This window comes from gamma proteobacterium symbiont of Axiagastus rosmarus (assembly GCF_059730925.1).
Window position 1 is genome coordinate 1,989,187 of record NZ_AP035925.1, and the last position, 13,192, is coordinate 2,002,378.

At 57.0% G+C, this 13,192-nt stretch carries 10 protein-coding genes, 1 pseudogene and 1 other annotated feature; of the genes and pseudogenes, 5 read left to right on the forward strand and 6 right to left on the reverse strand.

Features of this window, described 5'->3' with window-relative positions:
- Nucleotide 1: 1 nt before the first annotated feature.
- Together trpD and AC6I8F_RS09285 are read right to left on the reverse strand one after the other, a co-directional pair.
- Nucleotides 2-1,595 (reverse strand): annotated as a pseudogene (trpD, locus tag AC6I8F_RS09280) (bifunctional anthranilate synthase glutamate amidotransferase component TrpG/anthranilate phosphoribosyltransferase TrpD).
- Nucleotides 1,595-3,157, reverse strand: coding sequence for an anthranilate synthase component 1 (locus AC6I8F_RS09285; protein ID WP_031280219.1), 1,563 nt, complete (start codon nt 3,155-3,157; stop codon nt 1,595-1,597). Before AC6I8F_RS09285 ends, trpD begins: the two are co-directional and overlap by 1 nt.
- A gap of 23 nt (nt 3,158-3,180) precedes the next feature.
- Nucleotides 3,181-3,285 (reverse strand) — a sequence feature (Trp leader region).
- A 155-nt stretch (nt 3,286-3,440) separates the two neighbouring features.
- Here AC6I8F_RS09285 and rnm point away from each other — a divergent pair.
- Nucleotides 3,441-4,325 carry an RNase RNM gene (rnm, locus tag AC6I8F_RS09290; protein ID WP_211726143.1) on the forward strand — a complete coding sequence of 295 codons (885 nt, stop codon included), beginning with the start codon at nt 3,441-3,443 and terminating at the stop codon, nt 4,323-4,325.
- A gap of 12 nt (nt 4,326-4,337) precedes the next feature.
- Nucleotides 4,338-4,958 (forward strand): L-threonylcarbamoyladenylate synthase, encoded by a 621-nt coding sequence (locus tag AC6I8F_RS09295; protein WP_021510107.1) that lies wholly within the window; start codon nt 4,338-4,340, stop codon nt 4,956-4,958.
- On the opposite strand, the gene AC6I8F_RS09300 is transcribed toward AC6I8F_RS09295, so the two are convergent.
- Nucleotides 4,959-5,615: a S1 family serine peptidase gene (locus tag AC6I8F_RS09300; RefSeq protein ID WP_498028750.1), complete on the reverse strand. Its 657-nt coding sequence runs from the start codon at nt 5,613-5,615 to the stop codon at nt 4,959-4,961.
- 818 nt (nt 5,616-6,433) lie between these two features.
- On the opposite strand from AC6I8F_RS09300, the gene rluB reads away from it, so the two are divergent.
- On the forward strand, nt 6,434-7,312 hold the full coding sequence (gene rluB, locus AC6I8F_RS09305) for a 23S rRNA pseudouridine(2605) synthase RluB (protein WP_059011621.1): 879 nt from the start codon (nt 6,434-6,436) through the stop codon (nt 7,310-7,312).
- Between the two features lie 32 nt (nt 7,313-7,344).
- Here the strand turns inward: rluB and cobO are convergent, their stop codons facing one another.
- Nucleotides 7,345-7,932, reverse strand: coding sequence for a cob(I)yrinic acid a,c-diamide adenosyltransferase (gene cobO, locus AC6I8F_RS09310; protein WP_059011619.1), 588 nt, complete (start codon nt 7,930-7,932; stop codon nt 7,345-7,347).
- A complete protein-coding gene (locus AC6I8F_RS09315; protein WP_021510112.1) occupies nt 7,929-8,693 on the reverse strand; it encodes a YciK family oxidoreductase in 765 nt (254 codons plus the stop codon). Before AC6I8F_RS09315 ends, cobO begins: the two co-directional genes overlap by 4 nt.
- A gap of 174 nt (nt 8,694-8,867) precedes the next feature.
- Here AC6I8F_RS09315 and sohB point away from each other — a divergent pair, with 174 nt between their 5' ends.
- Entirely contained in the window at nt 8,868-9,914 is a 1,047-nt protein-coding gene (gene sohB / locus AC6I8F_RS09320; protein WP_058758624.1) for a protease SohB, read from the forward strand.
- A 26-nt stretch (nt 9,915-9,940) separates the two neighbouring features.
- Here the strand turns inward: sohB and AC6I8F_RS09325 are convergent, their stop codons facing one another.
- Entirely contained in the window at nt 9,941-10,189 is a 249-nt protein-coding gene (locus AC6I8F_RS09325; RefSeq protein WP_159378131.1) for a YciN family protein, read from the reverse strand.
- A 370-nt stretch (nt 10,190-10,559) separates the two neighbouring features.
- On the opposite strand from AC6I8F_RS09325, the gene topA reads away from it, so the two are divergent.
- Nucleotides 10,560-13,157 carry a type I DNA topoisomerase gene (gene topA / locus AC6I8F_RS09330; protein WP_059012435.1) on the forward strand — a complete coding sequence of 866 codons (2,598 nt, stop codon included), beginning with the start codon at nt 10,560-10,562 and terminating at the stop codon, nt 13,155-13,157.
- Nucleotides 13,158-13,192: the final 35 nt, after the last annotated feature.

Sequence of the window (13,192 nt, forward strand, 5' to 3'; positions counted from 1 at the left end):
TTCATCCTCTCGCTGCCAGTGCCACAACGCGCTCGTACGCCTGACCGCTGCGAATGGCAGCCATGGCGCGCTCAGCGTTATCGCGCAAATCTTCATTTCCGAATACTTTCAGCAACATTGCGACATTTACCGCAACGGCCTGCTCGTGGGCGGGCTGGCCTTTACCCTGGAGCAAACGCGTCAGAATGTCACGGTTTTCTTCCGGTGTGCCGCCGGCCAGTGCCTCTTTCGGCTGGAAGCTGAAGCCAAAGTCTTCCGGCGTCAGCTGATAGCTGGTGATCTCGCCGTCACGCAGCTCAGCGACCTGGGTCGCACTGTGCAGCGCCACTTCATCCATGCCGCCACCGTGCACCACGGCAGCACGCTGGTAGCCCAGTACTTTCAGCGTCTGGGCGATGGGCAGCACCAGTTCCGGACTATAAACGCCTATCACCGCCAGCGGTGGGCGCGCCGGGTTGATCAGCGGACCCAGCACGTTAAACAGCGTGCGGGTTTTCAGCTGCTGGCGCACCGGCATCGCGTGGCGGAAACCGCTGTGATACTGCGGCGCAAACAGGAAGCAGACGTTGAGATCGTCCAGCGCCTGCCGTGCCTGCTGCGCCGGCATGTCGAGATTGATACCGAAAGCGGCCAGCAGATCGGAAGATCCGGATTTGCTGGAGACGCTGCGGTTGCCGTGCTTGGCCACTTTCAGCCCGCAGGTGGCGGCGACAAAGGCGCTGGCCGTTGAAATATTAATGCTGTTGCTGCCGTCACCGCCGGTGCCAACGATATCGGCAAAGGTATAGTCCGGACGCGGGAACGGTCTGGCATCGGCCAGCAGCGCGGAGGCGGCACCGGCGATCTCTTCCGGGCGCTCGCCACGCACTTTCATGGCGATCAGCGCCGCTGCCAGCTGCGTCGGCTCCAGCTGTCCGGTAATAATCGCGCTGAACAGCTGGTGGCTCTCGGCCTGGCTCAGCGTTTGCGCCTGATACAGTTTTTCCAGAATAGTTTGCATCATCATCTCCCTGTTATTTCGCCAGCGCCCAGGCCAGTGTTTGCTCCAGCAGACGTGCGCCCTGCGTGGTGAGAATCGACTCGGGATGGAACTGGAAGCCGCACACGCGGTCCGTTTCGTGACGCACCGCCATCACCATGCCGTTGTAGCCGGCGTTAACCGTCAGTTCCGCCGGCGTATTGCTGCCCACCAGCGAGTGGTAACGCGCCACCGGCAGCGGGTTGCTGAGGCCGGTAAACATCGCCTCGCCATCATGGGTAATGGCGGAGGCTTTGCCGTGCAGAATTTCGCCCGCCTGGCCGACGTGCCCGCCGTAAGCTTCGACGATAGCCTGATGGCCGAGACAGATACCAATGATCGGCAGCTGACCGCGCAGCGCCTGTAACAGCTGCGGCATGCAGCCGGCATCTTTCGGTGCGCCAGGGCCGGGTGAGAGCATCAGCACCGGGTTTTCCATCTGCTGCAGGCGGTCGATCAGCACTTCTGCCGGGACGTTGTTGCGGTAAATCACCACGTTGTGGCCAAAAGTACGCAGCTGATCAACGAGGTTGTAGGTAAAGGAGTCGATATTATCGAGCAGCAGGATATCGGCCATCAGAAAATCTCCTTGCAGTGATGGGCAGTAGCGATGGCGCGCAATACCGCGCGGGCTTTGTTGCGGCTCTCATCCGCTTCAGCCTGAGGCTGAGAATCCAGCACCACGCCGGCACCGGCCTGCACGGTGGCGACGCCACCTTCCACCCAGGCGGAGCGGATGACGATGCAGGTATCCAGGTCGCCGCTGGCGGTGAAGTAGCCGACCGCGCCGCCGTAGCTGCCGCGCCGCGTACCTTCTTTTTCCGCAATCAGCTGCATCGCGCGCACTTTCGGTGCGCCACTCAGCGTGCCCATGTTCATGCAGGCGCGATAGGCGTGCAGCACATCAAGATCGTTGCGCAGCGTGCCTACCACGCGGGACACCAGATGCATCACAAACGAGTAGCGGTCCACTTTGGTTAAATCCGCCACGTAACGGCTGCCGGGCACACAGATACGCGCCAGGTCGTTGCGCGCCAGATCAACCAGCATCAGGTGCTCAGCCAGCTCTTTATGATCGGTGCGCATTTCCAGTTCAATACGGCTGTCAAGGTCGCGATCCAGCGAGCCATCCGCATGGCGACCGCGCGGACGCGTACCGGCAATCGGGTAGATTTCGATCTGGCGTGAGCTGGCGTCATACTTCAGCGAGCTCTCCGGCGAAGCGCCGAACAGCGCAAAATCCTGATCCTGCATAAAGAACATGTACGGGCTGGGGTTGCTGTTTTTCAGCGTATCGTAAGCCGCCAGCGGTGACGGGCACGGCAGTGAGAAGCGGCGCGATGGTACCACCTGGAAAATTTCACCGATGCGAATGGCCTGCTGCAGTTCGCTTACCACGTTGCAGTAAGCTTCATCGCTCTGGCTGGTGCTCAGCGTCATCTGCTCGACGCGCTGCACTGGCAGCGCAGGCGCTGGCTGCGTCATCTGACCGTGCAGCTGTTCAATACGGCTCTGCAGACGCTGAAACTCGCTGGTGGACGGCGCAAACAGGCTGGCCTGCAGACGGGCGCTGCGCTGCTGGTGATCGATCACCAGTAACGTTTCGGCGAGGTAGAAGCAGTAGTCCGGGCAGCTTTGGTCATTGCGCAGCGGCGGCAGATCTTCAAATCCCGCCACCAGGTCGTAGGCAAAGAGGCCGCCCAGCAGCATGGCTTCACGCTCTTCGGCCGGGCTGTTCACCAGATGCGGAATCAGACGCAGCGCATCAAACACCGACAGCGCCTTCAGGCGGGAGTCTTCATCGTGCAGACCCTCAACCGGCGTGAAATGCAGCTCACGTCCGTCCGGGCGCACGGCGATGCGCACCTCGGGCGGCAGCGCTTCGTCCAGCAGCGGCAGCAGCGCGCGGCCGTTTTCCGACAGCGCCTGCAGGGTAACAACATTGCCCAGGGCGCTGATGCGCAGCGCGCTGTCGACAATCAGCAGGCTTTTCAGGTTCTGCTTGCTGTCGATATCGGCAGATTCAAGCAGCAGAGTTGCCGGACGTGCGCCGCATAATTGATGAAACACTGCGGCCGGATCTTCGCGGTAGGGCGCGGTACCGGTAATCAACTTCAATGTAGGTTTCGCATTAGCCATAATGGATTCTCTGAATTTCGCTCAAAAAAAAGCCCGCTCGGTGGCGGGCTCAGGTATCTGCACTGCGGTTACGCAAAATGTGCATCACGACGTCGCCCGTGAAAGGGATCATCGCGCCACCAACCATTAACATGCGTACCGATAAGAGCCATGATTAAATACCCGTTATGTGTGAACTTGTGTACTAGTTAACTGGTTCGGGTGAAAAAAGTCAATACCCTTTTTCAGTTACGGGCAAAATCGTTATCATGCCAGCCGGTTTAATGCAGTCGCTGGAGTGACCTTGTCAGATATCGCCCGTTTTCCACTTTATGATTTACACAGCCATACCCAGGCTTCTGACGGTTTGCTGACGCCGACCGCGCTGGTGCAGCGCGCCGTTGAGATGCACGTCGGCGTGCTGGCGATTACCGATCATGACAGCGTGGCGGGCGTTGCCGAAGCGCAGGCGGCGGTGCAGCAGCTTCAGCTACCGCTGCGGGTACTGGCCGGTGTGGAAGCGTCTACGCTGTGGGAAAATCACGAAATTCATATTGTCGGACTCAACGTTGATACGCAGCATCCGGCGTTAACTGCTTTTCTGGCGCAGCAGCACCAGTGCCGTATGGCACGTGCAGAACTGATTGCCGAACGGCTGGAGCGCGCGCGCATTCCTGACGCACTGGCCGGCGCTCAGCGTCTGGCGCAGGGCGGGGTGATTACCCGCGGGCATTTTGCCCGCTATCTGGTAGAGCTGGGCAAAGCCGATAACATGGCGCAGGTATTTAAAAACTATCTGGCGCGCGGCAAAACCGGCTACGTGCCACCACAATGGTGTACAATTAAACAAGCCATTGATGCTATTCATCATTCTGGCGGCGTGGCGGTACTGGCCCATCCTGCGCGCTACGGGCTGTCGGCCAAATGGCTGAAGCGACTGATTGCGCATTTTGCCGCAGAAGGCGGCGATGCGATGGAAGTGGCGCAGTGTCAGCAGGCACCGAATGAACGTACCCAGCTGGCGAGCTATGCGCGCGATAATCAGCTGGCGGCCTCACAGGGGTCCGATTTTCACCAACCCTGTCCGTGGATTGAACTGGGGCGCAAGCTATGGCTGCCGGGCGGCGTGGAGCCGGTCTGGGAGCGTTTTCCCGCTTTAGCGCCGGTCAGATTGCACGTTGATGGGTGATATGAGGTTTTTATGAGTCAACTTTTTCACATTCATCCGGAAAATCCGCAGCCGCGCCTGGTTAATCAGGCGGTGGATTATCTCAATAAAGGCAGCGTTATTGTCTATCCGACCGATTCCGGCTACGCGCTGGGATGCCGTCTGGAAGAGAAGAATGCCATGGAGCGCATCTGCCGCATTCGTCAGCTCGATGGTAACCATAACTTTACCCTGATGTGCCGCGATCTCTCTGAGCTGTCGACCTATTCGCAGGTGGATAACAGCGCGTTTCGCATTCTGAAAAACAACACGCCAGGCAATTACACCTTCATTCTGAAGGCCACCAAAGAAGTGCCGCGTCGTCTGATGAACGATAAACGTAAAACCATCGGCCTGCGCGTCCCGTCAAACCCGGTGGCGCTGGCGCTGCTGGAACGCCTCAATGAGCCGATGATGTCGACCTCACTGATGCTGCCAGGCAATGATTTCACTGAATCCGATCCGGAAGAGATCCAGCACAGCATCGGTAAGCTGGTGGATTTAATTATCGATGGCGGCACGCTGGGCCAGCAGCCAACCACCGTGATCGATCTCACCAGCGATGCGCCCGTCATCGTGCGTGAAGGGGCAGGCGATACCCGCCCGTTCCTGTGATTACGCCGGGCCAGGCGCTGTTTGTGGCGTCTGGCCGATATTGGCTTCCAGCCAGCGTTTGAAATCGCCGTACGGAATGTACAGCGAGACATCTTTTAAGATGACTTTTTTGCTGCGTACGTTAGCAATTTCATGGCTGTAACCCACAATCACTCCGCTGATTGTCTGGTCGGCATTATAGACAGCGCCGCCTGACATCCCCTGAACGACACCGGCATCGGAAGCCATTGCCATACAGGGTTTTTTATTCCAGCGATTATTAATGGCGGTGCGCGCCAGATTAACGCCGCTCGACTCCACCGGCATCGCGGAAATAAAACTATAGCCATACATTTTAATTCGCTCGCCCACCGCGCTGCTGCGGAATTTCGCCAGCGTATCCGGACTGTTTTTATGATAAATAATTGCGACGTCGCAATAGGGGTGATAAGCCTTCACGCGCTGCACGGCGGTTTTGGCCACGTGCGCGGCAGTCAGACTGTATTCCGGCGTTAACGGAATGGTTGTACCGAGGATGCCCAAACCCAGTACCGTCGGGATGCCGGTCACGCTCATATCCACGTGCTGCAGCGCCGTACGACTGTACTCAGTATGGCCCACGGAACAGCCGCTCAGTGCCAGCGCTGCAAGCGCCGGCCAAAGCAGGGAGGTTCTCATGATGGCGGTCTTCATTTAATGTCCGTCAGCAAAATCCCTGGTGAAGACTTTCGACAGACAAATTAAATTCAATCCGTGAAACGATTAGCGCGCCATTTCCCGAGCGCGCCGGATTATATTATCAGGCCAGCTGTACCATTATTTGTTAATGGCTTGTTGTTTGAAAGCTTATAAAAAGTAATTAAAATAATTTCTGATACTGCTTAGCCGAATTCAGGATTAAATTTTACACAGTTTTCGCGGCAGAACAATTCATCATATTTAATCTTTATCAAATAAAAGCGAAAATACAGACTTAATCCAACCTGCAGCGCCAATCCGCTGTATGGCTGGGGTTGCTGGCTGTAATAAACTTTGCTAACGCCATTATTCAGTTCTTTGTGCTGATTTTAGTGTTTTGAACCGATTTTCTGTTTGCGCAACTGCGGCATGGCCGGGAACGCTGCGGGTAACAGACTGGTGAGTCTCTTTAATCTATTGCGGCACTAATCGGCGCAACATTAAATAAATTAACGGTCTCAGGCAAAACAACGTAATTTCAGCGGGTTGCGCCTGCTATCCTGACGCTCGTTACGCAAATCAATCAGAAATCTGAATCAATGACCGTGCTGCCTGCTTCAGCCTCCGGATCTCCGGCGCTTTATTATCGGCAGAAAAGGAAAAGGTGTTAACGAAACTGTAGCTGGTGTAAAATCTCCGGCCGTCCGCGCTGGCACCTGGCGCGAAGCGGTCACAGATTCTGATACGGGACCTGGTAACGCCGGTATCTTACCTCTTCATTACCACGACGCCTGGGAAGGCGACAACGAGGCAGCTCCATGAGCGAGAAATTACAAAAAGTATTAGCGCGCGCCGGACACGGTTCGCGCCGTGAAATCGAAGCAATGATTTCAGCCGGACGCATCAGCGTCGATGGCAAACTGGCGACGCTGGGCGATCGCATCGAAAATGACAAAACCCTGAAAATTCGTATTGATGGCCATCTGGTATCGATTGCTGAATCGGCCACCGAGGTGTGTCGCGTACTGGCGTATTACAAACCGGAAGGTGAGCTGTGCACGCGCAACGATCCGGAAGGGCGCCCAACGGTATTTGATCGTCTGCCGCGCCTGCGCGGTTCACGCTGGATTGCCGTCGGCCGTCTGGACGTGAACACCTGCGGTCTGATGTTGTTCACCACCGACGGTGAGCTGGCCAACCGCCTGATGCACCCAAGCCGCGAAGTTGAGCGTGAATACGCAGTGCGCGTATTCGGTGAAGTGGATGACGAAAAAGTGCGTCAGCTGAGCAAGGGCGTGCAGCTGGAAGACGGCCCGGCAGCGTTCAAAACCATCAAATTCGCCGGCGGCGAAGGCATTAACCAGTGGTACAACGTCACCCTGACGGAAGGGCGTAACCGTGAGGTGCGTCGTCTGTGGGAAGCGGTTGGCGTGCAGGTTAGCCGTCTGATGCGCGTGCGCTACGGCGATATTCAGCTGCCAAAAGGTCTGCCGCGCGGCGGCTGGATGGAGATGGAACTGCCGGCGGTCAACTACCTGCGTAAGCTGGTGGGACTGCCGGAAGAGACGGTGACCAAAGTGGCGGTCGAGAAAGATCGTCGCCGCACCAAAGCGAACCAAATCCGCCGGGCGGTGAAACGTCATAGCGCGGTAAGCAATAACAGCCCGCGTCGCAACAGTAATAAACGCGGTTCCTGATGCTCCCTGACGCCGCGCCTGCGGCGTCAGTTTTACCAGTCGATTCCCTGCTGTGCCTGAATTCCAGCGTCGAACGCGTGTTTGACCGGACGCATCTCACTGACGGTATCCGCCATCTCCAATAGCGTGCGGTGACAGCCGCGCCCGGTAATAATCACGCTTTGCTGCAGCGGACGCTGCTGCAGTGCAGCGATCAGCTCATCCAGATCGAGATAATCCATACTCACCATGTAGGTGATTTCATCGAGGATCACCAGATCCAGCGACGCGTCTTGCAGCATGCGTCTGGCGTGTTGCCACACCTGCTGGCAGGCGGCCGTATCGCTGGCACGGTTTTGCGTCTCCCAGGTAAAACCGGTGGCCATCACCTGAAACTCCACGCCGTGCTGCGCCAGCAGATTACGTTCACCATTGGGCCATTCGCCCTTAATAAACTGCACGGCAGCCACGTTTTTACCGTGGCCACAGGCGCGCAGCGCGGTGCCAAAAGCGGCGGTGGTTTTACCTTTGCCGTTGCCGGTAAACACCATCAGGATGCCGCGCGTTTCGGTGGCGGCGGCGATGCGGGCGTCAACCTGTTCTTTCAGCCGCTGCTGGCGTTGCTGGTGACGATCGCTCATGCGCTGGCCGGTCCCGGCTTGCGCCCCGGTTGTGCATCGTAGCTGATGCCGGTTTTACGGCGGCTGTCATCGCCCATCAGATAGAGGTAGAGCGGCATCAGGTCGGCCGGGGTTTTCAGCAGGCTGGCATTCTCCTCCGGGAAGGCGCTGGCGCGCATTTTGGTGCGCGTGCCGCCGGGATTGATGCAGTTCACCCGCAGATGGCGGTTTTTATACTCATCGGCCAGCACCTGCATCATGCCTTCGGTGGCGAATTTCGACACGGCATAGGCGCCCCAGCCCGCGCGGCCGGTGCGGCCCACGCTGGAGGTGGTGAACACCAGCGAACCGGCGTCGGATTTTAGCAGCAGCGGCAGCAGCGCCTGCGTTAAATAGAAGGTGGCGTCGAGGTTGATTTGCATCACCTGCTGCCAGACCGCCGGATCGAGTTCCGCCAGCGGCACGATCTCACCGAGAATGCCAGCGTTATGCAGCACGCCATCCAGCCGCGGCACCAGCGCGGCAACCTGTTGTGCCAGCTGCTGGCAGCTTTCTGGTGTGGCGTGCGCCAGATCCAGCAGCAGCGTAGCGGCGGGCTGTTTATTGAGCTGATTAATCGCCTCAGCGGTTTGCTGTAGCGTGGTGGCATTGCGGCCGAGCAGAATCACGCGCGCACCGTAGCGCGCATAGGTCAGGGCGGCTTCGCGGCCGATGCCGTCGGAAGCGCCGGTCACAAGAATGATGCGATTGTCCAGCAGGTCGCTTTTCGGTTGATAATGCACAGCGATGTCCTTTGCAGGTCAGAGGGTTTTTTGGCTTTATGCCTCAATTTGGCGCAAGGTGCAATCGTCGCAACGCGCATTCTGTGCCGCCTGCCGGCATTTCAGGCGACGAATGGCATCAAAGCGGGTAAACTCAGGGTTTGACTGTAATTCACTGTTTAATAAGGCGGCAGAATGGATTTACTCTCCAGCTATGGATTATTTCTGGCCAAGGCCGTCACCGTCGTGGTGGCGATCGCAGCTATTGTACTGATTGTGCTCAATGCCGCGCTGCGTAAACGTCACAGCGGCGGTCAGCTGCGCTTAACCCATCTCGACGAAGCCTATCGTGAGATGAAAGAGGACCTGCAGCTGGCGAAGATGAAGCCGCAGGCGCAAAAAGTGTGGCTGAAGCAGCATAAGAAAGAAGAGAAACAGAAAGCCAAAGCCGAAAAGCGCAACGCCAAAGCCGGTGTGACTGAAGCGGCGAAGCCGACTCTCTATGTGCTGGAGTTCAAAGGCAGTATGGACGCCGGTGAAGTCAGCTCGCTGCGCGAAGAGATCTCCGCAGTGCTGGCGGTGGCGCAGCCGGGTGATGAAGTGCTGCTGCGGCTGGAAAGTCCCGGTGGCGTGGTGCACGGTTATGGCCTGGCCGCGTCGCAGCTACAACGTCTGCGTGATGCGGGGCTGCAGCTGACCGCGGTAGTGGATAAAGTTGCCGCCAGCGGTGGCTACATGATGGCCTGCGTTGCGGATCGCATCGTGGCGGCGCCGTTCTCCATCATTGGTTCCATCGGCGTGGTGGCGCAAATCCCTAACTTTAACCGGCTACTGAAGCGTAACGACATTGATGTGGAGCTGCACACTGCCGGCCAGTACAAGCGTACGCTGACGCTGTTTGGTGAGAATACCGAGGAAGGGCGGGAGAAATTTCAGGAAGACCTGAATGAAACCCATCAGCTGTTTAAAGATTTTGTGCATCAGATGCGTCCGGCGCTGGATCTGGACAAAGTGGCGACGGGCGAACACTGGTATGGCCGTCAGGCGCTGGATCTGGGGCTGATTGATGAGATTGGTACCAGCGATGCGCTGATCATTGCGCGCATGGACCGTTTTAGCGTGCTGGGCGTGCACTTCGCGCGTAAGAAAAAGATGATTGATCGCGTGACCCACAGTGCCAGCGTGGCAGCCGAGCGGCTGATTCTGAAAATCTGGCAGCGCGGTGATAAACCGCTGTTGTGAATAAACCCGGCGCAGGCCGGGTTTTTTTATGCCAGGTGATACTGCGCGGAGAGCACCACGGCAAGGTGCTTAAACACGTTAAACACCGCCGTGGTTTTGGCAGTCGGCAACCCTTCATCGTCGAGGAACCACGGGCCGCGAAACACCAGAACCTCGCCCTGCTGAATCACCTCAGTGGCTTCCATCCCGGCAAAATATTCATCGTGCTGCTCAATGAGCTGATTAGCGATTTCCAGTAGCGCCTGGCGTGAAATGGATTCCGTTTCTGCTGACATTTTTCACCTCTTTTTTGACAGCGAATTTTCTCCTTCTATATTACTTGCCTGTCGGTGCGTTCAGCAAATCAGCGTTCGGTCAGAAAACTGGCGAGAAATTAAACAGAATGCTAATTAAGTTGCGTAACAGATTTTATCAGGTAGAGTGTGGGCGATTCAGCTTTCAGGGAGATCACACCAGGATGTGTGATACCGTCAGACGGAAAACTCGCTCTTAATCATCAAGTTGCAAATGCCGATGCAATCTGACCAGAGATTGTCCCCGCTGGCTTGAAAAGCAAAAAGTCAGCAGCAATATTGAACCCATTGGGTTTTGGGGCTGCCAATCCTCTCCCGTTTATCAGGACGTTTCAATTAGGTAAAGGTACATATGGGTAAAGCACTCGTCATCGTTGAGTCCCCGGCAAAGGCCAAAACAATCAATAAATACCTCGGTAATGACTACGTGGTGAAATCCAGCGTCGGTCATATCCGTGATTTGCCGACCAGTGGTTCAACGGCCCGTAAAAGTGCCGACGGGGAAAAGGCGAAAACCGGCAAGAAAGTAAAGAAAGATGAAAAGGCCGCGCTGGTTAATCGCATGGGCGTTGACCCGTGGCACGGCTGGGAAGCGGACTATCAGATTCTGCCCGGCAAGGAAAAAGTCGTCTCCGAACTGAAGAACCTGGCTGCCGATGCCGACCACATCTATCTCGCAACCGACCTTGACCGCGAAGGGGAAGCCATTGCCTGGCACCTGCGGGAAGTGATCGGTGGCGATGACAAACGCTTCAGCCGCGTGGTGTTTAACGAAATCACCAAAAATGCGATTCGTCAGGCGTTCGAGAAGCCGGGCGAACTGAATATTGAGCGCGTCAATGCGCAGCAGGCGCGTCGTTTTATGGACCGCGTGGTGGGCTATATGGTGTCGCCGCTGCTGTGGAAAAAAATTGCCCGTGGCCTGTCGGCCGGACGCGTACAGTCGGTTGCCGTGCGCCTGGTGGTGGAGCGCGAGCGAGAAATCAAAGCCTTCGTACCGGAAGAGTACTGGGAAATTGACGCCGATCTGTCGACGCCGAAAGGCGATGCGCTGGCGGTCAGGGTGACGCATCAGGGCGACAAAGCGTTCCGCCCGGTTAACCGCGAGCAAACCGAAGCGGCCGTGGCCATCCTGGAAAAGGCGCGTTACGCCGTTCTGGATCGTGAAGACAAGCCGACCAGCAGCAAACCGTCGGCGCCGTTTATTACCTCGACGCTGCAGCAGGCGGCGAGCACCCGCCTTGGTTTTGGCGTGAAGAAAACCATGATGATGGCGCAGCGTCTGTATGAAGCGGGTCACATCACCTATATGCGTACCGATTCCACCAACCTGAGTCAGGATGCGGTGGCGATGGCGCGTGGCTACGTGGAGAAAAAATTCGGTAAGAACTACCTGCCGGATGCGCCCAACACCTACGCCAGCAAAGAGAATTCACAGGAAGCGCACGAAGCGATTCGTCCTTCTGATGTCAACGTTGCCGCCGAGCAGCTGAAGGATATGGAAGCGGATGCGCAAAAGCTGTATCAGCTGATCTGGCGCCAGTTCGTGGCCTGCCAGATGGTGCCCGCGCAATATGATTCCACCACGCTGACCGTCGGCGCGGCAGATTTCAAACTGAAAGCGAAAGGGCGTACGCTGCGTTTCGACGGCTGGACCAAAGTGATGCCGGCGCTGCGTAAAAATGATGAAGATTTGACGCTGCCGCCGGTGAACGTAGGCGACACGCTGGATCTGAAATCCCTGCTGCCTGGCCAGCACTTTACCAAGCCACCGGCGCGCTTCAGCGAAGCTTCGCTGGTACGCGAGCTGGAGAAGCGTGGCATTGGCCGCCCGTCTACCTATGCTTCGATCATTTCCACCATTCAGGATCGCGGTTACGTGCGGGTGGAAAACCGCCGTTTCTACGCCGAGAAGATGGGTGAGATTGTTACCGATCGTTTGGAAGAGAACTTCCGTGAGCTGATGAATTATGATTTCACCGCGCACATGGAAGACAGTCTCGACCAGGTTGCGAATAACGAAGCGCAATGGAAAGCGGTGCTGGATTCATTCTTCAGTGATTTCAGCCAGCAGCTGGAGCAGGCGGAGAAAGATCCGGAAGAGGGCGGCATGCAGCCGAACCAGATGGTGCTGACCTCGATCGATTGCCCAACCTGCGGACGTAAAATGGGGATTCGCACCGCCAGCACCGGCGTGTTCCTGGGCTGTTCCGGTTATGCACTGCCGCCGAAAGAGCGCTGCAAGCAGACCATTAACCTGATCCCGGAAAACGAAGTGCTTAACGTGCTGGAAGGCGATGATGCCGAAACCAACGCGCTGCGCGCCCGTCGTCGCTGCCAGAAATGCGGCACCGCGATGGACAGCTACCTGATCGACAACGGCCGTAAACTGCACGTCTGTGGTAATAACCCGGAGTGTGACGGTTATGAAATCGAGCAGGGTGAATTCCGTATTAAAGGTTATGACGGTCCGATTGTTGAGTGCGAAAAATGTGGCTCTGAAATGCACCTGAAGATGGGGCGTTTTGGTAAGTACATGGCCTGTACCAACGACGAGTGTAAAAATACCCGTAAGATTCTGCGTAACGGCGAAGTCGCGCCGCCGAAAGAAGATCCGGTACCGCTGCCGGAGCTGCCGTGCGAAAAATCGGATGCATATTTCGTGCTGCGTGACGGAGCTGCGGGCGTGTTCCTGGCCGCTAACACCTTCCCGAAATCGCGTGAAACCCGTGCGCCGTTGGTGGAAGAGCTGCAGCGCTTTGCTGACCGTCTGCCGGAGAAACTGAAGTATCTGGCCGAAGCGCCGGCAGTGGATCCGGAAGGCAATAAAACGCTGGTGCGTTTTAGCCGTAAGACCAAACAGCAGTATGTTGCCTCAGAAAAAGAGGGCAAAGCGACCGGCTGGTCGGTTTTCTATCTCGACGGTAAGTGGCAGGAAGCCAAGAAGTAATCTCCCTGGAGGCCAGCGTTCGCTGGCCTTTTTCC